General features: G+C 71.7%; 19 protein-coding genes. 2 read left to right on the forward strand and 17 right to left on the reverse strand.

Annotated elements, in window-relative coordinates; genetic code table 11:
• Window positions 1-8 precede the first annotated feature (8 nt).
• Complete coding sequence (locus Acy02nite_RS40285; protein WP_203753775.1) at window positions 9-1052, forward strand: DUF1444 domain-containing protein; 1044 nt, start codon at window positions 9-11, stop codon at window positions 1050-1052.
• A gap of 32 nt (window positions 1053-1084) precedes the next feature.
• On the opposite strand, the gene Acy02nite_RS40290 is transcribed toward Acy02nite_RS40285, so the two are convergent.
• The 7 genes from Acy02nite_RS40290 to pepN are packed head-to-tail and all read right to left on the reverse strand — an operon-like array spanning window position 1085 to window position 8150.
• Entirely contained in the window at window positions 1085-1933 is an 849-nt protein-coding gene (locus tag Acy02nite_RS40290) for a DegV family protein (RefSeq protein WP_203753777.1), read from the reverse strand.
• 34 nt (window positions 1934-1967) lie between these two features.
• The gene (locus tag Acy02nite_RS40295) at window positions 1968-2396 is read right to left on the reverse strand and encodes a hypothetical protein (RefSeq protein ID WP_203753779.1); all 429 of its coding nucleotides are present in this window, start codon (window positions 2394-2396) and stop codon (window positions 1968-1970) included.
• Window positions 2393-3040, reverse strand: coding sequence for a histidine phosphatase family protein (locus tag Acy02nite_RS40300; RefSeq protein ID WP_203753781.1), 648 nt, complete (start codon window positions 3038-3040; stop codon window positions 2393-2395). Before Acy02nite_RS40300 ends, Acy02nite_RS40295 begins: the two co-directional genes overlap by 4 nt.
• Window positions 3037-3441 (reverse strand): ribosome silencing factor, encoded by a 405-nt coding sequence (gene rsfS, locus Acy02nite_RS40305; protein WP_203753783.1) that lies wholly within the window; start codon window positions 3439-3441, stop codon window positions 3037-3039. The genes Acy02nite_RS40300 and rsfS overlap by 4 nt, the downstream gene beginning before the upstream one ends.
• A 40-nt stretch (window positions 3442-3481) precedes the next feature.
• Window positions 3482-4087 carry a nicotinate-nucleotide adenylyltransferase gene (gene nadD, locus Acy02nite_RS40310; protein ID WP_203753785.1) on the reverse strand — a complete coding sequence of 202 codons (606 nt, stop codon included), beginning with the start codon at window positions 4085-4087 and terminating at the stop codon, window positions 3482-3484.
• Window positions 4088-4101: 14 nt separating this feature from the next.
• Window positions 4102-5604, reverse strand: coding sequence for a hybrid sensor histidine kinase/response regulator (locus Acy02nite_RS40315; protein WP_203753787.1), 1503 nt, complete (start codon window positions 5602-5604; stop codon window positions 4102-4104).
• Between the two features lie 56 nt (window positions 5605-5660).
• Window positions 5661-8150, reverse strand: a complete 2490-nt coding sequence (gene pepN / locus Acy02nite_RS40320; RefSeq protein WP_203753790.1) for an aminopeptidase N — start codon at window positions 8148-8150, stop codon at window positions 5661-5663.
• Between the two features lie 256 nt (window positions 8151-8406).
• On the opposite strand from pepN, the gene trpS reads away from it, so the two are divergent.
• Window positions 8407-9396 (forward strand): tryptophan--tRNA ligase, encoded by a 990-nt coding sequence (gene trpS / locus Acy02nite_RS40325; protein ID WP_203753793.1) that lies wholly within the window; start codon window positions 8407-8409, stop codon window positions 9394-9396.
• Here the strand turns inward: trpS and Acy02nite_RS40330 are convergent.
• The 10 genes from Acy02nite_RS40330 to Acy02nite_RS40375 form a co-directional block, all read right to left on the reverse strand.
• On the reverse strand, window positions 9385-9834 hold the full coding sequence (locus tag Acy02nite_RS40330; protein ID WP_203753796.1) for a GNAT family N-acetyltransferase: 450 nt from the start codon (window positions 9832-9834) through the stop codon (window positions 9385-9387). The genes trpS and Acy02nite_RS40330 overlap by 12 nt on opposite strands.
• A gap of 57 nt (window positions 9835-9891) precedes the next feature.
• Window positions 9892-11400 (reverse strand): GTPase ObgE, encoded by a 1509-nt coding sequence (obgE, locus tag Acy02nite_RS40335; protein ID WP_203753799.1) that lies wholly within the window; start codon window positions 11398-11400, stop codon window positions 9892-9894.
• A 435-nt stretch (window positions 11401-11835) separates the two neighbouring features.
• Window positions 11836-12093, reverse strand: a complete 258-nt coding sequence (rpmA, locus tag Acy02nite_RS40340) for a 50S ribosomal protein L27 (protein WP_122976754.1) — start codon at window positions 12091-12093, stop codon at window positions 11836-11838.
• An 8-nt stretch (window positions 12094-12101) separates the two neighbouring features.
• Window positions 12102-12416: a 50S ribosomal protein L21 gene (rplU, locus tag Acy02nite_RS40345; protein ID WP_014688346.1), complete on the reverse strand. Its 315-nt coding sequence runs from the start codon at window positions 12414-12416 to the stop codon at window positions 12102-12104.
• 160 nt (window positions 12417-12576) lie between these two features.
• A complete protein-coding gene (locus Acy02nite_RS40350) occupies window positions 12577-13089 on the reverse strand; it encodes a hypothetical protein (RefSeq protein ID WP_203753803.1) in 513 nt (170 codons plus the stop codon).
• 106 nt (window positions 13090-13195) lie between these two features.
• A complete protein-coding gene (locus Acy02nite_RS40355) occupies window positions 13196-16762 on the reverse strand; it encodes an Rne/Rng family ribonuclease (RefSeq protein ID WP_203753806.1) in 3567 nt (1188 codons plus the stop codon).
• A 130-nt stretch (window positions 16763-16892) separates the two neighbouring features.
• On the reverse strand, window positions 16893-17627 hold the full coding sequence (locus Acy02nite_RS40360; RefSeq protein ID WP_203753879.1) for a TIGR03936 family radical SAM-associated protein: 735 nt from the start codon (window positions 17625-17627) through the stop codon (window positions 16893-16895).
• 52 nt (window positions 17628-17679) lie between these two features.
• Window positions 17680-19623 carry a TIGR03960 family B12-binding radical SAM protein gene (locus Acy02nite_RS40365; protein WP_203753809.1) on the reverse strand — a complete coding sequence of 648 codons (1944 nt, stop codon included), beginning with the start codon at window positions 19621-19623 and terminating at the stop codon, window positions 17680-17682.
• 23 nt (window positions 19624-19646) lie between these two features.
• Window positions 19647-19991, reverse strand: a complete 345-nt coding sequence (locus tag Acy02nite_RS40370; RefSeq protein WP_203753811.1) for an STAS domain-containing protein — start codon at window positions 19989-19991, stop codon at window positions 19647-19649.
• 82 nt (window positions 19992-20073) lie between these two features.
• Window positions 20074-22569, reverse strand: coding sequence for a SpoIIE family protein phosphatase (locus Acy02nite_RS40375; protein WP_203753813.1), 2496 nt, complete (start codon window positions 22567-22569; stop codon window positions 20074-20076).
• Window position 22570: the final 1 nt, after the last annotated feature.

Genomic DNA, 22570 nt, shown 5'->3' on the forward strand with positions numbered 1-22570 from the left:
GCAGCAGCGTGGGGCTGTTACGCAGGGTCGCCCGTGCCCGGCTGGCCAACAGGGTCATCCGGCGGCTGCGGCGTGCGGGTGTGCCGGAGGTCCGCTATCACCGGGCCGGTTTCGAGGTCCGATTCACGCTGCCGGGCGACGACCAGCCGACCATTCTGCCGCTGACGCCGCTGCTCGGGCGCAACCGCCGTGAGCTGGGCGAACATCTGGCGGGTGTGCTAGGGACCGGCAACGTTCCGCGGGATTGGGCGAGCGCGGCGCCGCTGCTGCGCCCGGTGCTGCGCGGCGCCGCGCCGGGCTCGCCGCTGCGCCGCCCGGCCTTGCCGTTCCTGTCCGAGTTCGTCGTGGTCGATCATCCCGAGACGATGACGTACGTCACCCCGGCGCAACTGGTCCTCTGGAACGTCACCGCCGATCGGGTCTTCGACGCCGCCCGCGCGAATCTGCCCGGCGCGGTGTTGCACGGCAGCCCGTCGGGCAAGCCGGTCGTGGTGCGTTTCGTGGACGACGGGAACGCGTACTGGACCTCGCACCTGCTGCTCCCCGGCTGGCTGGACCGTCTCGCGGAGCAGGTCGGCGGCCGTCCCGTCGCGTTCGCGCCGGAGCGTGGCACGTTGCTCGTCACCGCCGACGACCCGGATCTGGTGCGGGCGTTGTTCGTGCAGGCCGAGGAGATCTACGCGAAGTCGACACGGTCGCTGACCCCGATGGCGTACGTCGGTGACCGTGACGGCTGCCCGATCCCCTACCCCGCGCCACCCGGCCATCCGCTGCACCACGTGGTGTCGCGCGCCGAGCGGATCCTGGCCGTCGAGGAGTACAACCGGCAGGCCGCCGAGTTGCCCGGGGCCGCGGGGTTGCGGCTGACCGGCTCGGACGAGAGCGGCTGGCGGACGCAGGCGCTGTGGGTGGCCGACACCCCGGCGCTGCTTCCGGTGGCCGACGAGGTGCTGCTCGGCGAGAGTCGGATCCTGCCGTGGCACGAGCTGGACCTGGCCCCGGTCGACGGCCTCAGCCCGGAACGCCGGCGAGCGCAGGGCTGGCCGGCGTAGGCGATGTTTTCGCAGTGCGGCCGAGGAGGGGCCTACTCGCGCCGGTGCACGACGACACCGGCCAGCCCCGGCCCGGTGTGCGCGGCCACGACAGCCCCCACCTCGGTGAGATAGCAGTCCCGCAGCCGATCCCCGAGCCGCATCGTGATCGCGTCCACCAGCGCGGAAGCCCGCTCCGGCGTCCCCAGGTGGTGGACCGCGATGTCGGCCTCACCCGGCCCCGCGGCCTCGACGGCGAGGTCGACCAGCCGGCTCAGCGCGCGCCCGGCCGTGCGCACCTTGTCGCGCACCACCACGGCCCCGTCCACCACGTGCAGGATCGGCTTGACCGACAGCGCCGTCCCGAGCAGGGCCGAGGCCGCCCCGATCCGGCCGCCGCGGCGCAGGAACTCCAGCGTGTCGACGTAGAACAGGGTGCTGACGCGTTCCGCGTGGTCGGCGGCGACCCGGCGTACCGCATCGAGATCCTGACCTTGAACTGCCGCCGTGGCGGCGGCGAGCGCGGGAAAGCCGAGCCCCATCGCCGCGGTGCCGCTGTCCACCACCTGGACGCGCGGGCCGATCTCGGCGGCGGCGAGCTGCGCGGCCTCGAACGTGCCGGAGAGCTTGGCGGACAGGTGCACGGAGACGATCCCGTCCGCCCCGCCGGCCAGCAGCTTGCGGTAGACCTCGACGAACTGGGAGGGGGCGGGCCGGGACGTGCTGACCGAGGAGCGGCGCCCGCCGAGCGCCCGGGCCACCTCGGCCGGGGCGATCTCGAGGCCCTCCAGGCCGTCCCAGCCGTTGATCACGACGGTGAGCGGCACGATGGTCAGCTCATACTGCCCGCTCAGCTCGGCGGGCAGATATGCCGTGGAATCGGTGACGACCGCGATGGTCATGCACGAACTGTACTGATCGGGTGCCCGCCGGGGATCAACCCGGTGTGACCGCGGACACCAGGAACGGCTCCCCCTGCTGGCAGGTCGACATCATGCCGGGCTGCGGGGTGCCGGTGACGCTCACCTTGCTGCCCGGCGTGACCGCCGATCGCAGCGTCTCGTCCTTGAAGACCAGCAGGTGGGTGCCACCGCCGGTCTCGGTGAGAAGCGTGCAGTTCGGCTCGACGCCGGAGGCGACCGTCCCGGTGATCGTGGTGGTGTTGCCGGCCGCCGGCTTGCCGGGCCTGGTGGCCTCGGGCAGAGCGGACGGCGGCAGATCCGCTGCGGAAGAGGCCGCGGCGGAGGAGGCCCCGGCGGACGGCACCGAGCCGGACGAGGTCGACGCGGCCTCGTCCGACCCGTTCGCACAACCGGCGACGAGCAGCAGGAGAAGAGCGGCAGGCACGACAGTTCGACGGATCATGGCGCTTGGACGCTCTCGGAGGCCGATCGGTTCCCCTCGGCGGGGACCCCCACGTTGTACGCCGACAACTGCCATCCGGGCCCCTCCTCCAGGGTCAGCTCGATCCAGTGACAGTTGCGCAGCGCCCGCAGCGTGCGGACCTGCTCGCCGGGCCAGCCGAGCAGGTGGGCGAGACCCTGCCGGGCGGCCGCCCCGTGGGTGGCGACCACCACGACGCCGCCGGGCGCCAGGGCGGCCGCGTCCTGAAACGCCTCGCTGACCCGCTTGCCGAGGTCGTCGAGGGTCTCGACGTCGTCGCCGACCACGTCCTCGCCGGCCCGCCAGCGGGCGATCCCGGCGGGGTGCCGGGCCTCGATCTCGGCACGGGTCAGGCCCTGCCACTCGCCGAAGAACCGCTCACGGAGCCGCTCGTCGTGAGTGGCCGCCAGCCCGGTGACAGCGGACAGCGCGGCCGCGGTGTCCGCGGCCCGCCGCAGGTCGCTGGCGACGATCGCGGCCGGCCGCAGCGCCGCCAGCGTCTGTGCCGACCGCTCCGCCTGCCGGCGGCCGAGATCGTTGAGCGGCACGTCGGCCTGGCCCTGGAAGCGGCCGGCCGCGTTCCAGTCGGTGTTGCCGTGCCGCCAGACGATGAGGCGGGTGGTCACGGTGCGTCGGTGCCGGCCGCGCCTGCCTCGACCATGTCCCGGTCGACGAACGGGATGACCGGGCAGTCCTTCCACAGCTTGTCGAGGGCGTAGAACTCCCGCTCCTCGGTGTGCTGCACGTGGACCACGATGTCGACGTAGTCCAGCAGCACCCACCGGCCCTGCCGCTCGCCCTCGCGGCGCACCGGCTTCGCCTTCTCCGGCAGTTTGACCAGCGCTTCCTCGATGGCGTCGACGATCGAGGCGACCTGACGCTCGTTGGAGGCTGAGGCGATGACGAAGGCGTCGGTGATGGCGAGCTGGTCGCCGACGTCGATGACGGAGATGTCCTGCGCCTTCTTGTCGGCGGCGGCCTGCGCGGCCGCCATCGCGAGTTCGTAAGCGCGCTCGTTAATCGACAAAAGAGTCCCCTCGATCGGGTTCAACAACAGGTCAAGTCTCTCACGCGGGTCCGGCAATCCCCGAGTCCCGATAGAGCCCCCGCTTGTTGATGTACTGCACGACACCATCCGGGACCAGGTACCAGACCGGCAGACCGGCGGCGACCCGCTGCCGGCAGTCGCTGGACGAGATCGCCATGGCCGGAACCTCGACCAGGGTGACGCTCTCCTCCGGCAGGTTCGCCGCGGAGAGCTCGAAGCCGGGCCGGGTGACACCGATGAAGTGCGCGAGACGCAGCATGGTCAGCGCGTCCTTCCACGACATGATCCGGGACAGGGCGTCGGCGCCGGTGATGAAGTACAACTCGGCCGACTGCCCGTAGACGGCCCGCATGTCGCGCAACGTGTCGACGGTGTAGGTCGGCCCGTCCCGGTCCATGTCCGCGCGACTGACGTGGAAGCGCGGGTTGGAGGCGGTGGCGATGACCGTCATCAGGTAACGGTCCTCGGCGGGCGAGACGCGGCCCTTCTCGTATGGCTGGCCGGTCGGGACGAACATCACCTCGTCCAGCTGGAAGCGGGCCTGCACCTCGCTCGCCGCGACCAGGTGACCGTGGTGGATCGGGTCGAAGGTCCCGCCCATGATCCCGATGCGCCGTGCTGACATCCGAGCAGCTTAGATCAGCCGTCCAGGCGTTTCCGTACGGCCATCAGCAGGTCATTCGACGTGAACGGCTTCTCCAGCAGCTCCACGCCCGGGTCCAGGGTCCCCTGGGAGGCCAGCACCGGCTGGGCGTAACCGGACATGTAGAGCACCCGGGTCGACGGCCGCACGTCGGTGAGCCGCTCGGCCAGTTCCTTGCCCAGCATGCCGGGCATCACCACGTCGCTGAGCAGCAGGTCGATCTGCCCGGTGTGACCGGCGGCCACCTCCAGCGCCTTGGGGCCGCAGTCCGCGCTGATCACCTGGTAGCCGGCGCCGGTGAGGATCCGGCCGGCCACGTCACGCAGCGCGTCCTCGTCCTCGGCGACCAGGACCGTCTCGCCGTTCCCGCGGGTGGCGGCCGGCGACATCTCGCTCTCCTCCGGCACCACCTCGCCCCCGGCCGGCAGCACCACGGTGACCGTGGTGCCCAGACCCGGTTCGCTGGCCAGGGTGACCTCGCCGCCGGCCTGGTTGACCATGCCGTACACGGTGGCCAGGCCCAGCCCGGTCGCCTCGCCCTTGGGCTTGGTGGTGAAGAACGGGTCGAAGGCGCGGTCCAGCACGTCGGCGATCATCCCGGCGCCCGAGTCGGAGACCCGCAGCCGGACCCGGTCGCCCAGCCGGTGGGTGTCGATCACGAGGTTCCCGCCGTCGGGCATCGCGTCCTTGGCGTTGCGCACCAGGCTGACCAGCAGCTGCTCGATCTGGCCGGGGTCGAAGGTGACCGAGGGCAGGTCGGGCGCGGGCCGGAACATCAGCGTGATGCTCGCGCCCACCGACTCGCGCAGGCCGGCCTCCAGCTCGCTGATCCGCTCGTTGAGGTCGATCGGCTGGGGACGGACCACCTCGCGCCGGGCGAAGGCGAGCAACTGGTGGGTGAGGTCGGTGCCGCGGGTGCCGGCCCGGACCACCTGCTGCGCGTCCGCGGCGATCGCCTTCAGGTCCGGTGCCGGGGCCTCGGTCTCCTCGATCACGAAGTTCGCGTAGTTGAGGATCACGCCGAGCATGTTGTTGAAGTCGTGCGCGATGCCGCCGGCCAGTTGCCCGAGGCTCTCCAGGCGCTGGCTGCGGTGCAGCTGGGTCTCCGCGCGCAGCTTCGCCTTCTCCTCCTCGGCGCGGACCCGCTCGGTCAGGTCCCGGACCACCGCGACGGCGAGCCGGCCCTGGGGTGTCTCGACGACCGTGGTGGACGACTCGACCGGGAACTCGGTGCCGTCGCGCCGCCGGGCGGTGGTCACGACGGTGCCGATCGCCCCGGGCGGGGACGACCCGATCATCCGCTGCCGTTCCGGCAGCAGCGCCCTGGACTCGTCGGTCAGCAGCACGTTGACCGGCCGGCCGATCAGGTCGGCGACGGGCCAGCCGTACATCTGGCCGGCCCGGTCGTTCGCCAGCGCGATCAGCGGGCCGTCGAAGACCAGGATCGCGTCCGGCGCTGCCTGCAGCAGACCACTGGAAAGTTCAGCGGACCATTCCACGCATTCACCCCCGTAGCACCAGGCTACCGGGGCGAACGCGGATAAAACCGGAAAAGTCAGGAGGCGCTCAGCGCGCGCCGCATGTCGTCGTCGTTGTCCAGCACCACCCGGCGCAGCACCGGGTGCAGATCCGGCGAGGCCAGCAGCCCGGCGGCCAGCTCACGGGTCCGTGCCGAGACCATCACCGCCGGGTACGCCGCCAGCGCCGTCTTCTCCGCGCTCATCCCGGACCGGATCCGCATCATCCCCGGCATCTCGGCGAAGTACCGGCTCACGTAAGGCTCCAGCAGCTCGCGCTGCTCCGGCTGCCAGAAGCCGCCCGCGGTCAGCTCGACCAGCCGGTTGGAGAGCGAGGCGTCCCCGACGATCGCCGCCCACGCCGCCTCCTTGGCCGCCGGGTCGGGCAGCGCGGCACGGCAGCGGGCCGCCCACTGCTCGCCGGTGGCCGTCCGGTCCCCGGCCAGCTCCGCCTCGATCGCGTCCACCCCGGCCGCGCCGAGCACGGCGAGCCGGTAGAGGATCAGCCAGCGCAGGTCGGCGTCCACGACCAGCCCCTCCGGCACGCCGTCGCCGGTCAGCCAGCCACTCAGCCGGGCGGTGTCGCGGGTGGCGCCGATCAGGCCGCGGGCCGCGACGAGCTGCCGTGAGCTGCCCGGCGCGGAGGCGGCGACCAGCCGGTCGGCGGCCTGCGCGATCAGCTCGCACGCGGCCGGCCTGGTCTCCGCCGTGGCGTAACGGTCGACCAGGCCACGGGTGGCGCGCAGCACGTCCTCGACGATCACCGTCTCGGTCTCCGCCGGCAACGCGGTCAGCACCAGGGTGACCAGCTCGGCGACCGGGCGCTCGCCGTCCACCACGGCGTCCAGCGCCGAGGCCCAGATCACCGCGCGGGCCAGCGAGTCGGTCAGCAACGGCAGCAGCAGCGGCACGGCGGCCGCCGACTCGTCGTCGAGACGGATCTTGCCGTACGCCAGGTCCCCGTCGTTCAGCAGCAGGAGATCCGCGACCCGGGCGCCGGTCAGGCCGGGCAGCACGGTCCGCCCGGTCGCGCCGATCTCGGCCTCGACCAGCTCCCGCCGGGTGACCACGCCGTCCGCGTGGTCGTAGACGCCGATCCCGATCCGGTGCGGGCGCAGCGTCGGGAACTCCTGCGGCGCGGTCTGCACGAGCGCGACCTCGCGGTACACGTCCCCGTCGCGTTGCACTTCGAGCCGCAGCGTGTTCACCTGCGCCCGGCGCAGCCACAGCTCGGCCCAGCCGGACAGGTCCCGGCCGCTCGCCTTGGACAGCGCGCCGAGCAGGTCGGCCAGCGTGGCGTTGCCGTACGCGTGGACCTTGAAGTGCGCGTTCACCCCGGAGAGGAAGGCGGAGTCACCCAGCCACGCGACGAGCTGCTTGAGCACCGAGGCACCCTTGGCGTACGAGATGCCGTCGAAGTTCATCAGCGCCTCGTCGGTGTCGGCGACCTCGGACGGCGCGACCGGGTGGGTCGAGGGCCGCTGGTCGGCGCGCAGCCCCCAGGCCTTGCGGTGGATCGCGAACGTGGTCCAGGTGCCGGTGAACCGGGTGGCCTCGGCCGCGACCCGGGAACCCAGGTACTCCGCGAACGACTCGTTCAGCCACAGGTCGTCCCACCACGCCATGGTGACCAGGTCGCCGAACCACTGGTGGGCCATCTCGTGGGCGATCACGCTGGCCCGATGCTCGCGCTCGGTCTCGGTGATCGTCGAGCGGGGCACGAACTCGTCGCGGAACACGATCAGCCCCGGGTACTCCATCGCACCGAAGTTGAACTCCGGGGCGAAGGCCTGCTGGTAGTGCCCGAACGGGTAGCGGATCTCGAACATCTCGTGGAACCGGTCCAGGCACTGCTTGGTGATCTCGAAGATCTCCGGCGCCTGCGCGTCGAGCTGCTCGGCGAGCGTGGCCCGGATGTAGAGCGCCAGCGGGATGCCGTCGTGCTCGTCGGTGCGCACGTGCCAGGGGCCGGCGATCAGGCTGGCCAGGTATGTCGAGATGCGCTCGGTGGCGGCGAACTCCCAGCGCCCGCCGTCGCGCGTGACCAGCTGCCCGTTGGTGGCCACGGTCCACTCGGCCGGGGCGGTCACGCTCACCCGGAACGACGCCTTCAGGTCCGGCTGGTCGAAGCAGGGCAGCACCCGCCCGCCGTTGTTGATGAACAGGTGCTGGTAGAGGTAGACCGAGCCGTCCGCCGGATCGGTGTACTTGTGCAGACCCTCGCCGTTGTTCGAATACCGCATCGTCGCGTCGACGACCAGCTCGTTCACCTCGGCGAGACCGCTGAGCGCGAGCCGCCCGTCGGCCACCGCGGCGTGCGCCACCGGCTGCCCGTTCAGCGTGATCGAGGCGATCGCGGCGGGCTCGAACTCACAGAACGTCGAGGCGCCGGAACGGGCCCGGAAGCGGGCCACGGTGCGGGCCCGGAACGTGTCGCCGGACGCGGTGAGGTCCAGGTCGACGTGGTAGCTCTCGACGTCGACGAGTGACGCCCGGTCGGCGGCCTCGGCGCGGGTCAGGGTCGGCATGACGACAATCATGCCGGTAACCGCTGCCCTGCCGCGCAGCCCCCGCCGGTGATCACTTGCCGTGACCGGCGGCGCGCGCTAGCTTCGGACCCATGCGCGTGACCCGCACCGACTGGTGGCTGCCCTGACCGGGCGGCCCCTTCCCACGCGCGATCCACTCATCCGCGGCCGCCCCACCCGGGCGGCCGTTTCACGTTGCACGTGTGGTCTCCCGGGGGCGGGGCGGTCGTCGTACCCCAGGAATCGGAGACCTCTCATGACGACCACCGTGACCCGCACGCCCGCCGTGACCCGCCGCCTCACCGGTTTTCAGCCGACCGGCCGGCTGCATCTGGGCAACCTGCTGGGCGCGCTGCGCCCCCTCATCGCGGCGCAGGACACCACCGAGTCCATCGCCCTGATCGCGGACCTGCACGCGATGACCATGGAACACGACCCTTCCGCGGTACGGCGTTCCACGCTGGAGCAGGCCACGGTCATGCTCGCCGCCGGAGTCGACCCGGAGCGCACCCCGATCGTCGTGCAGTCCCAGGTTCGCGAGCACACCGAGCTGCACTACCTGCTGGAGTGCGTGGCCGCGCACGGCGAGGCGGCCCGCATGATCCAGTTCAAGGAGAAGTCCGCGGCCGGCGGCCCGATCCGGCTCAGCCTGCTCACGTACCCGGTGCTGATGGCCGCCGACATCCTGCTCTACGACACCACGCAGGTGCCGGTCGGCGAGGATCAGAACCAGCACCTGGAGCTCGCCCGCACCCTGGCGATCAGGTTCAACTCGAGGTACGGCCCGACGTTCACCGTGCCGGAGGGCGTCCGCCCGGAATCGGCCGCGCGGATCATGGACCTCGCCGAGCCGAGCACGAAGATGGGCAAGAGCACCGGAACCGGGCGGATCGGCCTGCTCGACCCGCCCGAGGTGATCCGCCGCACGATCGCGCGGGCCGCCACCGACCCGATCGGGCTGGTCCGCCGCGACCGGGAGAACCAGCCCGGCGTGACGAACCTGATCGGCATCCTGGCCGAACTCACCGGCCGGGAACCGTCCGACGCGATCTCCTACGCGGCCCTGAAACGCGAGGTCACGGACGCGGTCGAGGCGGTGGTCGCGCCCATCCGGGCGCGTCACGCGGAGTTCGCGGCAGACCCCGATTTTGTACGCGGGGTGCTCGCGGCCGGCGCCGGGAAGGTCCGCCCGACGGCGGCCGCGACAATGAGCCGCGCCCGCCGCGGGATCGGTCTACTGGACTAACGCGGGCAGCTTCTTCTCGAAGCACACGCTCGACGGGTTGCCGGCATAGCCCCCGAACGCGGGGATCTGCCGGTAACCCGAGGACTGGTAGAGCGCGATCGCGGCCGGCAGGTGAACACCGGTCTCCAGCCGGATGACCGGCCGGCCCTCGGCGAGCGCCTCCTCCTCGACGGCGACGATCAACTGACGGGCCAGCCCGCGGCCCCGGAAGGCCGGGCGCACGTACATCCGGGTCAGCTCGGCGACGCCCGGATCGAGGGCCCGCCAGGCCGCGCACGCGACCGCCCGGCCGTTCACCGTGCCGATCAGGTGTTCCCCGTCGTCGTGCGGCTCGAATATCTTCCCCGTGCCCGCTCCGGCCTCGGCCAGCTCGCGCTGCTGAGCAGTCACGAGGGCGGCGAGTTCGGGGTCCAGGGCGGGACGCGATTCGATCAGCACGGACGTAACCGTATGTGACGCCCGTTTCCGGAGGGTTGCGAAGAACTGGACGGTCCCCTATTCGCCGGTGTCGTCCTCGTCGTAGTCCTCGTCACTGACCAGCACAGGGAGTTTCGAGTTGGTGACGCTGGAGACCGTTCCGTCGGCCGCCATGTGCATCATCTCGTCCTCCGACCGGACCCGGCGGGCCTTGCGGGCGGCGAGACGCTGCGCCGCGGAGGGCCGGTGGTCCAGCTCCTCCAGGCGGGCGTCGGTGCCACGCGGGCCGGAGACGAACTCGCCGGCGTTGGGGTGCCAGTCGAACTCGCGCTCGCCGATCCGGACCGGGTCGCCGCCCTTCGCGCCCATCTTCGCGAGCTTGTCCTCGACGCCGAGCCGCTCCAGCCGGTCCCCCAGGTAACCGATCGCCTCGTCGTTGTCGAAGTTGGTCTGCTTGATCCAGCGCTCCACCTGGGCGCCGCGGATCACGTAGACGCCGTCCGCGTCCTGCTCGACGGTGAAGCCGCTGTCGTCGACAGCGCGCGGGCGCAGCACGACCCGGGTCGCCTCGACCACCGGCTTGGCCGCCCGGAACTCGGCGACCGCCTTGGCCAGCGCGTAACCGAACTCCTTGAGACCCTCCCGGGTCACCGCGCTCACCTCGTACACCTGGTAGCCGCGCGCCTCCAGGTCGGGGCGGACCATCTCGGCCAGGTCCCGCCCGTCCGGGATGTCGATCTTGTTGAGCACGACCATGCGGGGGCGATCCTCCAGACCGCCGTACGCGCTCAGCTCCGCCTCGATCGCGTCCAGGTCCGCCAGCGGGTCCCGCTCGATCTCCGGCGTCGCCGAGTCCAGCACGTGGACCAGCACCGACGTGCGCTCGATGTGCCGCAGGAACTGCATGCCCAGCCCCTTGCCGGTGGCCGCGCCCGGGATCAGCCCCGGAACGTCCGCGATGACGAACGTCTCCTCACCGGCCTGCACCACACCGAGGTTCGGCACCAGCGTGGTGAACGGGTAGTCGGCGATCTTCGGCTTCGCCGCGGAGAGCACCGAGATCAGCGACGACTTGCCGGCCGAGGGGAAACCCACCAGGCCGACGTCGGCGACGCTCTTCAGCTCCAGCACCACGTCCATCTGGTCACCCGGCTCGCCCAGCTCGGCGAAGCCCGGCACCTTGCGACGGGTGTTCGCCAGCGCCCGGTTGCCCCGGCCCCCGCGACCGCCGCGCGCCACCTCGAACTCGGTGCCGGCGCCCACCAGGTCGGCCAGCACCTCGCCGTCGGCGGTCTGCACGACAGTGCCGTCGGGCACCTTCAGGACCAGGTCCTTGCCGTTCGCGCCGTCCCGGTTCGCGCCGGCGCCACCGCCACCGTTGGTCGCCTTGACGTGCGGGTGGAAGTGGAAGTCCAGCAGGGTGTGCTGCTGCGGGTCGACGACCAGCCTGATGCTGCCGCCGTGCCCGCCGTTGCCGCCGTCCGGCCCGCCGAGCGGCTTGAACTTCTCCCGGAGCACGGAGACACAGCCGTGTCCGCCGTCACCCGCCTGCAGGTGCAGCACGACCCGGTCGACGAACGTGGTCACGGCTCAACTCCTAGAAACGCTTCTCTGTCCGGTCGCCCGATGGCTCCCGTGATGCTGCCTTGCGAGCTCTCTGGCGCCCGGCGGCTCTTACTTCTGCGAGCTCTCCGGTCCCGGCGAGCTCTTTTCCGTCCGGCACCCGGCGAGCTCCCACCCGCGGCGCCCGGCGAACCCTCGCCCGCGGCTCTCTCGGCCGGCTCTCGCCCGGGGCGCCCGTCGGGCGTTTTGTCCCCGCCCTGACCAACGCCCGGCCTGGCGCCGCTGTTCCCACCCGGCGAGGCGTCACGGTCGCGGTCCTGGCTGGTTCTCATGGTCGTTATTCGTTCCTCATAACGACCATGAGAACCAGCCGGAGCCGGCCACGCGCGGCGCCCCGGAGGCGGCACAAACAAAAGCGGGCCGTGGACCCCGAGAGGTCCGCGGCCCGCTTCAGCAGTATTACTCCGCGACCGGCACGATGCTGACGGTCTTGCGGCCCCGCTTGGTGCCGAACAGCACATTGCCCGCGGAGAGCGCGAACAGCGTGTCGTCGCCACCGCGACCGACCAGGTCACCGGGGTGGAACTTGGTGCCGCGCTGACGGATCAGGATCTCGCCGGCGTTGACGAGCTGGCCGCCGAAACGCTTGACACCGAGCCGCTGGGCGGCGGAGTCACGGCCGTTGCGCGAGCTGGATGCACCCTTTTTGTGAGCCATGTCTACGCCTACTTCCCGCTCTTGATGCCGGTCACCTTGACGCGAGTCAGCGGCTGGCGGTGACCCTGGCGCTTGTGGTAGCCGGTCTTGTTCTTGAACTTGTGGATCCGGATCTTCGGACCCTTGGTGTGCTCGGCGATCTCGCCGGACACCGTAACGTTGGCAAGCTTGGCCGCGTCGGTCACCAGGTTGTCACCGTCGACGAGGAGGACCGCGGCGAGCGTCAGAGCGTCGCCGGGCTCGCCCACGAGCTTCTCGACCTCGATCACGTCGCCCTCGGCAACCTTGTACTGCTTGCCGCCGGTCTTGACGATCGCGTACATAAGACGCGGACTCCCTGAGACTTACGCAGCCAAAAACATAAGCTGCTGGCGGATACTGCTGAGATCCCGGCGCGGCCGGCTGGGCCGGGCGCCAGAGACAGGCGCCGAAAAAGCGCCGTCGGCAAGCCTACTTCATCGGCGCGCCGACACCAAAACCGGGTTAACTCTTTCCGCAGGCCGCATCAAGGGTGGCATGCAGATCCGCCAGCTTCTTGTCGTCGATCTTCGCAAGATCACCCTTGAGCGTGGTCACCTGAGCGCCCATCGTGGCGAGGGCCTTCTTCAGGGCCGGGTCGGAGGCCAGCTTCGACATGTCGAGCAGGGCGTAGGAGAAGCTCTCCACGTCCCGTGACGCCTTCTCCCGGGCCTGTGCCTGGGCGGCGCCGCCCTGGGCCGCGGCGTCGATCAGGAGCTTGTAGTCGGCGGCGAAGGTGCTGCCGAAGCTCGTGCTGGTGCGGGCCGCCTGGTCACAGATGGCCTTGGTGTCGGCGGAGAGCGCCGCGTCGGCGGAGGCGGCCGCCGCGGGGTCGGCGGAAGCGGCGGGGTCGGCGGTCGCCGGGCCCGCGGCGGGGGTGCCGGCGGCCGGCGCCGCGGTCGTGTCCGGGTCACCGGAGCAGCCGGCCGCGAGCAGGGCGAAGGAGAGCGCGGCCAGGGCCGCGAGGGGGCGTCGCATGGGATCTCCTCGGGGGAACGGGGATCGATCCCGACGAGGGTAACGGATAACCCGCCCCGGCAGTTAACTTTGTTTACAGCTAACTGTCGGGGCGGGTTTCCTCAGCTCAGGGGCGAGTGCGGCGGCGTGCTCCGCTGCGACGCGAGCGGCGACGGCCGGAACCGGCGCCCACCGAGTCGTCGTCCTCGTCCTCCTCGGCCGCGTCCGGGTCGTCCGAGCCGACCAGCCGCATCGGCTCGTCCTCGTCCCCGTCCTGCTCCTCGTCCTCGTACTCCGCCCCGTTGGCGGCGGGTGCCTCGTACCGGGAAAGGTCGTAGCCGCTGATGTCGTAGTCGTCGTCGGCGTTCGTGGTGGTCAGGGCCGGCTTGGCGGCCCGGACGATCCCGGACCCGGCCATCGGAGCCTGAGCCACCGGAGTCTGGGCCACGGGAGCCTGAGCCACCGGAGCCTGAACCGCCCGCGGCGGAGTCTGAGCCACCGGAGCCTGAGCCTCGGCAACCGGAGCCACCGGCGTCTCGGCGATCGGGGCCTCGGCCACCTCCGCCGCCGGACCCGCCTCGATCAGCTCGACCTCGGCGACCGGAGCCTCGACGACCTCGATCTCGACCGGCTGCTCGACAACCGGAGCGTCGCCGCCGCGCCGCCGCCGCGACCGGCCACCGGCCGGTGCCTGCTGAACCGGTGCCTGCTGAACCGGGGCCTGCTGGACCGGCGCCTGCTGGACCGGGGCCTCGGTACGCGCCGCCGCCGCGACCGCCTTCACCTGCGTCGCCGCTGCCGCGCCGCTGCCGCCGCCGTTACCACCACTGTTGCCGTTGGACCGCTTCTCCGGCACCGGCTCGTGGTGGATGATCACGCCGCGACCCTTGCAGTGGTCGCAGGTCTCGCTGAACGCCTCGAGCAGCCCGGCGCCGATCCGCTTCCGGGTCATCTGCACCAGGCCGAGCGAGGTGATCTCGGTGACCTGGTGCTTGGTCCGGTCCCGGCCCAGGCACTCGGTCAGCCGGCGCAGCACCAGCTCGCGGTTGCTCTCCAGCACCATGTCGATGAAGTCGATCACCACGATGCCGCCGAGGTCGCGCAGCCGCAGCTGACGCACGATCTCCTCGGCCGCCTCCAGGTTGTTGCGGGTGACCGTCTCCTCGAGGTTGCCGCCGGCGCCGGTGTACTTACCGGTGTTGACGTCGACCACGGTCATCGCCTCGGTCCGGTCGATCACCAGGTGGCCGCCGGAGGGAAGGAAGACCTTGCGGTCGAGGCCCTTGAGGATCTGCTCGTCGATGCGGTGCTCGACGAAGACGTCGCCCACGCCGGTGTGCCGGTGCAGACGCTCGACCAGGTCCGGCGAGACCGAGTGCAGGTAGCCCTCCACCTCGCCGTACGCCTGCTCGCCCTGCACGATCAGCTCGCGGAAGTCCTCGTTGAACAGGTCGCGGACCACCCGGATGACCAGGTCGGGCTCCTCGGAGAGGGCGCGCGGGGCGTTGCCCTCGGCGGCCCTCGCCTGGATGTCCTCCCACTGAGCCTGCAGCCGCTTGACGTCGCGGGCCAGCTCGTCCTCGCTGGCGCCCTCGGCGGCGGTCCGCACGATCACGCCCGCGCCGTCCGGCACCATCTTCTTCAGGATGTCCCGGAGCCGCTTGCGCTCGTTGTCCGGCAGCTTGCGGCTGATCCCGGAGGCGTTGCCGTTCGGCACGTAGACCAGGTGCCGGCCGGAGAGCGCGATGTGGCTGGTCAGCCGGGCGCCCTTGTGACCCATCGGGTCCTTGGTGACCTGCACCAGCACCGAGTCGCCGGAGCGCAGCGCCTGCTCGATCGAGCGGGCCCGGCCCTCCAGCCCGGTGGCGTCCCAGTTCACCTCGCCGGCGTACAGCACCGCGTTACGGCCGCGGCCGACGTCGACGAACGCCGCCTCCATGCTCGGCAGCACATTCTGCACCTTGCCCAGGTACACGTTGCCGACCATCGTGCCGGAGGTGGCCCGGGCGACGTAGTGCTCGACCAGGACGCCGTCCTCCAGGACCGCGATCTGGATGCGGTCGGACTTCTGCCGGACGACCATGACCCGGTCGACCGCCTCGCGGCGGGCCAGGAACTCCGACTCGCTCAGGATCGGCGGGCGGGTGCGGCGCTGCTCGCGGCCGTCCCGGCGGCGCTGGCGCTTGGCCTCGAGCCGGGTCGAGCCGGAGACGCCCTGCACCTCGTCGGTGCGGCGCGGCTCGCGGACCCGGACGACGGTGTGCACGCCGTCCTCGATGCCGCCGGTCTCGCCGTCCCCGCTGGAACCCTTGCGACGGCGGCGACGGCGGCGACGGGTGACTCCGCCCTCGCCCTCCTCGCCGTCCTCGTCCTCGGCCTCGTCGTCCTGGGACGCCTCGGCGTCACCCTCGGACTCCTCGGCCTCGGGGTCGTTCTCGTCGTTCTCGTCCATGGGGCCCTTGCCGCGGCCACGGCCACGGCGGCCCCGGCGGCGACGGCGGCGGGCACCGGCCTCGTCGTCCTCGGAGTCGTCGTCGACGCCCTCCTCGACGTCGTCGGCGCCCTCGTCCACCTCGTCGACGACCGGCTGCTCCGCCTCGGCGGCGACCGGCTCGGCGGCCGGCTGCTCCTCGGCGGCGCCCCGGCGACGGCGACGGCTGCGGCGGGTGCCCTCGGCCGGCTCCTCCGTGGCCTCCGGGACCGGCGCGGACGCGGCCTCGGTGGTCTCGGCGGGAGCGGCCTCGACCGGCTCCGGCGCGGGGGCCGGGGCGAGCGGGTCGGTGACCGGGCGACGACGCCGGCTCACCGGTGCGGGCTCGGCCTCGGTCGCCTCCGGCGGCATGAAGAGGACGGCCGGGGGCATCGCGGCGCGGCGGGTCCGGGACCGGCCGACCGGCTTCTCCTCGACGAAGTCGTCGTCCAGCGGGAGGACCCCGACGACCGGCACACCGGCGGCGGGGGTCGCGGCCGCGTCCTCGGCGGCCGCGTCCTCAGCGATCTCCTCCTCGTCCTCGGCAGAGGTCTGGGAGACCGCCGGGGCTTTGGAGGCTGCCGAACGCCGGGAGGTTGCCGAACGCCGGGTGGTCTTCGAGGTTCCGGAGACGGCCGGCGGCTCGGAGACGACGACCGGAGCCGGCGCCTCGGACACGGCGGCCGGAGCCGGCACCTCCGGCTCGATCGGAGCCGCGGTCCCGGCGACGGGCGCGGGCTCGTCGGCGGGCTGCGGGAGCTCCAGCTGCTCGGCGGAGGTTTCCGACGCGGCGGGAGCGGCTGCCTTGCGGCGGCTACGGGTGGCTTTCTTGACCGGCTTCACCGGCGCCTCGGAGCTCTCCGCGACCGAAGGGCTCTCCGCGGCGGAAGGGCTCTCCGCAACGGAAGGGCTCTCGGCGGCGGACGTGCTCTCCGCGGCGGGGACGGCCGGTGCGGCCGCCTTGCGCCGGCTGCGAGTCGCCTTCTTCACGGGCGCCGGTGTCTCCGCGTCCGCCGAAGTCTCGGCGGCAGCGGCGGCGGGCGCCTCACCGGAGGCGTCCGCAAGGATCGCGGCTTCCTCCGGCGCGGGAGCGACCGCCTTGCGACGCGGGGCACGCGTCCGGCGGGCCGGGGTGGTAGGGGCGGTTTCCGTGGGCGGCGGAACTGCACCGTCCCGTTCACCGCCCTGTTCTCCCAGATTGGCTGGGGGCTCGTTATCGAGCATGGGCGCTCTCCAGTTCTGGCGACCCCGGGCGCGGGTGAGCGCTGCCACGCAGGATCGCTGCAAGTATTTCGGGCCCGGCCGAGACGGACGGGCTGCCGAAGTCTGCCAATGAACGCCGACCGATTCCCGGTCAGTGTCCGCCGATGCCGACGCCCTGACGATCCGCCTCCAACGGATCGACAATCTCCCCCTGCGCGGTGAGTGTGCCCTGGGCCAGCCGGGTCACCCTCACAGGGACCGGCGGCTCCAGGCCGGCCACCACGCGCAGGCCGGAAAGGACGTCATCGGGCCGCACGGCGGGCGTTACCTGCCGTACGACAAGGTCGATTATCGCACACGGTACTCCACCGGCCCCGGAAGGTAGGTCCGGCTCTGTTACCACCATGCACCTAACCACGGCCGCGCGCGCGTCGAACGTCCGTCGTCCCTGCTTGGTCATGCGTTCGACCAGCACCTCGCCGGCGGCGAGGAAGGCGGTGACCGCCTCCTGAGCAGTGGCCGGAGTCACCTCGAACAGCTCCAGCCGCCACAGCGACGCGTCGATGCGGTCGGCGAGGCTGCCGGCGCCGGCCGGGACGGCCTCCAGCACGTCCAGACCCGGGGAGAGCGCGGCGTCGAGCGCGACACGCAGCTCCTCCGGGTCGGTCTCGGTCTGCAGGCCGATCTCCAGATACTCCGCCTCGCTGCCGACGCCGGTCGGGGCGGCACTCGCGTACGAGATCTTGGGGTGTGGGGTGAAGCCCTGCGAGAAGGCTATCGGGACGGCGGCACGTCGCAGCGCACGCTCGAAGGCGCGGGCGAAGTCCCGGTGGGAGGTGAAGCGCAGCGGCCCGCGCTTCGCATAGCGAAGGCGGATCCGCTGCACGACCGGGGCCTGACCGCCCACGGGCTGGTTCTTCGGGGGAATCGTCGCACTCCTAAACGGGGACCCGCAGGCCGTTCACCGGGGTCAGGGGAAGCAGCTTCTTACCGGTCGGGCCGATCTGGATCTCGGTGTCCATCGACGGGCACACGCCGCAGTCGAAGCACGGGGTCCAGCGGCAGTCGTCCTGCTCGAACTCGGACATCGAGTCCTGCCAGTCCTGCCAGAGCCAGTCCTTGTCGAGGCCGGAGTCCAGGTGGTCCCAGGGCAGGACCTCGGTCTCCTCGCGCTCGCGGGTGGTGTACCAGTCCAGGTCGACGCCGAGATCGGGAAGCACCTCGGTGCAGGCCTCGACCCAGCGCGCGTACGAGAAGTGCTCGGACCAGCCGTCGAACCGGCCGCCCTTCTCCCAGACCCGGCGGATGACCTTGCCGACCCGGCGGTCGCCGCGGGAGAGCAGGCCCTCGATCAGCGACGGCTCGCCGTCGTGATAGCGGAAACCGATCGCCCGGCCCAGCGAGCGGTCACTGTTGATCGCCTGCTTGAGCATGCGGAGCCGACCGTCGATCACCTCGGGCGTGTCCATCTTCGCCCACTGGAACGGGGTGTGCGGCTTCGGCACGAACCCGCCGATCGACACGGTGCAGCGGATGTCCTTGGTGCCGGCGGCCTCCCGGCCGGCCCGGATCACCTCGTGCGCCATGTCGGCGATCTCCAGCACGTCCTCGTCGGTCTCGCTGGGCAGGCCGCACATGAAGTACAGCTTGACCTGGCGCCAGCCGTTCGAGTACGCCGTCACCACGGTCCGGATGAGGTCTTCCTTGGTCACCATCTTGTTGATGACCTTGCGGATCCGCTCGGAGCCGCCCTCCGGCGCGAAGGTGAGGCCGGTGCGCCGCCCGTTCCGGGAGAGCTCCTGGGCCAGCTCGATGTTGAACGCGTCGACCCGGGTGGACGGCAGCGACAGCGAGACGTTGGTGTCCGCATACTGCTGGGCCAGGCCCGAGCACATGTCGCCGATCTCGGAGTGGTCGGCGCTGGAGAGCGAGAGCAGGCCGACCTCGCTGTAGCCGGAGAACTCCAGCCCCTCCTTGACCATCTGGCCGACCGTGGTGATCGACCGTTCCCGCACCGGGCGGGTGATCATGCCGGCCTGGCAGAACCGGCACCCCCGGGTGCAGCCCCGGAAGATCTCCACCGCATACCGCTCGTGGACCGTCTCGGCGAGAGGAACCAGGGGCTTCTTCGGGTACGGCCACGCGTCGAGATCCATCGTGGTGCGCTTGGCGACCCGGAACGGGACGTCCGGCCGGTTCGGCACGACACGCTGGATGCGCCCGTCCGGCAGGTAGTCGACGTCGTAGAAGCGGGGCACGTAGATGCTCTCGGTCCGCGCCAGGCGCAGCAGGATCTCGTCCCGCCCGCCGGGACGGCCCTCCGCCTTCCACTCCCGGATGATCCCGGTGATCTCCAGGACCGCCTCCTCGCCGTCACCGAGCACGGCGGCGTCGATGAAGTCGGCGATCGGCTCCGGGTTGAAGCTGGCGTGCCCACCGGCCAGCACGATCGGATGGTCGACCGTGCGGTCCTTGCTCTCCAGCGGGATCTGGGCCAGGTCGAGCGCGCTGAGCATGTTCGTGTAGCCGAGCTCGGTGGCGAACGACAGGCCGAGGACGTCGAACGCCTTGACCGGGCGGTGCGCGTCGACCGTGAACTGCGGGACGCCGTGCTCCTTCATCAGCGCCTCGAGGTCCGGCCAGACCGCGTACGTCCGCTCGGCCAGCACGTCCGGTTGTTCGTTGAGCACCTCGTAGAGGATCTGCACACCCTGGTTGGGCAGGCCCACCTCATACGCGTCCGGGTACATCAGCGCCCACCGGACGGTGGTGGCGTCCCAGTCCTTGACGACGGCGCCGAGCTCGCCGCCCACGTACTGGATCGGTTTGCTGACCCGGGGCAGTAGCTGCTCGAGCTGCGGGAAGACGGAACTGACGCTCATGGGTGTCCAGCGTACGCGAGACGCTATCGGCCCAACTCCTCAGCGGCACGGTCCAGGTCGATCGCGAACAGGTCGTTGCGGAACGCGCAGAGCTGCAGGGTCATCCGGGCGGCGCCGCGCTCGCCGACGACCAGGCGGATCGGTTTGCCCCGTTCGTCGAGTTCACCGACGATCAGGTCGAGCAGCCGGACCCCGGCGCTGTCCAGGAACGAGACGGCGGTCAGGTCGATCAGCACGGCATCCGCGGTCGTGGTGCGGGCCACGATCGCCCGGCCGATGTCGTGCGCGTTCGCCAGGTCGATCTCACCCTTGAGATGTACGGCCTCGGCCACCCCGCGCCGGGAGAACGTCACCCACTGGTCGGTCATCACGGTGCCACCTTCGTCATACGTCCCCGGCCCGCGCCCGCGGCCCTGTCGTCCGGCTCCCGGGACCGCCGCCCGCCGCCGGTCATGACCGGGCTCCCCGGTGGCGGCGCATGGTGACCGTGGTGCCGTCGCCCCGGTCCACCATCACGTCGTCCATGGCTTCGTCGATCAGCTGCATGCCGCGCCCGCGGGATTGTCCCGGCCCGCGCCACGTGCCGTGGTCGGTGACCCGGATCTCCACGGCGTCGCCGGTGATCGTGGCGGCCACGTCCACCACGCCGAACGGGTCGTCCCGGTAGGCGTGCTCGATCGCGTTCGCCACCGCCTCGGAACAGCCCAGCAGCACCGCGTCCATGCAGTCCTGGTCCACCTCGTGCGCGATCAGCCAGGCCCGCATGTCGGAGCGGAGCAGCGCGATCTGCAGCGGGTCGGCGCCGAGCGTGCGCTCCAGTCGCTCCTCCGCCCCCAGGGTCAGGCAGAGCAGGCAGACGTCGTCGCCGTGGTCACGACCGACCATGGTGTCGGACAGCGCCTCGGTCAGGCCCTTGAGCGGGGCGCCGCGCAATCGGCTGAACTCCCGGTTGAGCACCTCGAAGCCGCGGTCGATGGGCCGGTCCCGGCGCTCCACCAGCCCGTCGGTGTAGAACAGCAGGCGGCTGCCCGGGGCCAGGCGCATCCGGTGCTCGGTGCGGCGGCGGTCGCCGGCGCGCGTGCCGATCGGGCCGGAGCGGGCCTGGAGCAGGAACTCGGCCGACCCGGCCGGCTGGTGCAGCAGCGGCGGCAGGTGCCCGGCGCACGCGTAGACCAGCTCGCACGCGTCCAGGTCAACCTCGCCGTAGACGACAGTGGCCATCCGCGCCGACTCGACCCGCTGGCAGAACAGGTCCAGGCCCTCCAGCAGCCGGGCCGGCCCGCCTGCCGCGTTCGCCAGCGCCCGGATCGCGCTGCGCAGCTGACCCATCGTGCTGGCCGCCTCCAGGCCCCGGCCGACCACGTCACCGACCACCACGGCCAGCCGGTTCGGGGTGATCAGGAAGGCGTCGAACCAGTCGCCGCCGACCTCCAGGTCGCGCCCGGCGGCCTGGTAGTGGGTCTCCAGGGCGAACCGCGGGTCGCCGGAGGGCACGTCGGTGGCGAGCAGGCTGCGCTGCAGCGACCGGGCGATCGCGCGCTCCTGCTCGTAGAGCCGGGCGTTCTCCAGCGCCAGCCCGGCCCGGTCGGCCAGGTCGACGAGGAACGCCTGCTCGGCCTCGGCGCCGCGGCGGTAGGCGGCCATCCGCAGGGAGAGGGTGCCGAGCACCCGGCCACGCGCGGTGATCGGCAACACCGTGCAGCCGAGCTCATCACCGTCGGTGGCGAAGACCGGCATCACCGAGCGGGTCACCTCGGTGATGCGCTCGGCGAGCAGCTCCTCGTCGGGGCCGGGGCCGCCCGCGTCCTCGCGCAGCCCGGCCGAGCCGATGTGCAGCCGGACGGTCGCCCAGTCGGCGATCTCCGGCACCACCCGCTCGACCAGTCGCCGGCCACGCTGCAGCAGCCGGTGCTCCTCGTCCAGCGCCCGCGTGGTGCCGGCCAGGAACGCGGCCCGCTCCTCCCGGCGCTGCAGGTCGTCGTAGAGCCGGGCCCGGTCCAGTGCCTGGCCGGCCTGCTGGCCGAGCAGCCTGATCACGCGCAGCTCGCCGTCGCTCAGCTCCCGCTCGTCGGCGAAGCTGAAGGCCAGCACGCCGAGCACGGTCGCCCCCGCCTGCTCCTCCGCGGGGCCGGTGGTCAGCGGCAGCAGCACCACGGTCTTGCGGCCGGAGGCGGTCATCGTCCGGGCCAGGTCGGGGAAGTGCTCGTCCGCCTCGGCGAGGTTGTGCACCACGTGCAGGTCGCCACGGCGGGCCACCTCGGCCACCGCCCGCCCGGACGAGCGTGGCATGTCGTCCCAGTTGCCGGTGGTCGGGTCGGTCGAGGCCACGGCGATCAACTGGTCCCGCTCGACATCGACCAGGTAGATGCTGCTGCTGGTGGCCTCGAACGCCGGCTCGGGCGCCCGCAGCACGGCCTCGGCCACCTCCGCCTCGGTCGGCGCGGCGGCCAGGTCGGCCACTATCTGCTGCAACACCCGGACCCGCTTCTCGGCGGCCTCGGCGATCTGGCGGGCGTGCAGCAGCTCCTTCTCGTAGCCGCGGCGCTCGGTGGCGTCGAAGACCGTCGTGCGGATCACCCGGGGCGCCCCGCCGGCAGCCCGTTCCAGCGTCGAGTTGACCAGCACGGACACCGGGGACCCGTCCGCGCGGACCACCTCGAGCGCGATCTCGTGGACCTGGCTCTGCATCGTCAGCAACGGCGCGTAATGGGTCTCGTGGTAGATCTGATAACCCGGCGTGAGCAGATCACGGAACCGGAGGTGACCGATCAGGGCGGACCGCTCGTACCCGGTCCAGTCCAGGAACGTCTGGTTGACCCGGACGATCGTGCCGTCCGGAAGCGTCGTCAGATAGCCGCACGGCGCATGCTCGTACAGATCCTCGGGATCGTCGTCCCAGGGCAGTCGCAACTCGCTGGTCACGTCCGGCCCACCAGATTCACTCACG

The sequence above is a fragment of the Actinoplanes cyaneus genome, assembly GCF_016862095.1.
GTDB lineage: Bacteria > Actinomycetota > Actinomycetes > Mycobacteriales > Micromonosporaceae > Actinoplanes > Actinoplanes cyaneus.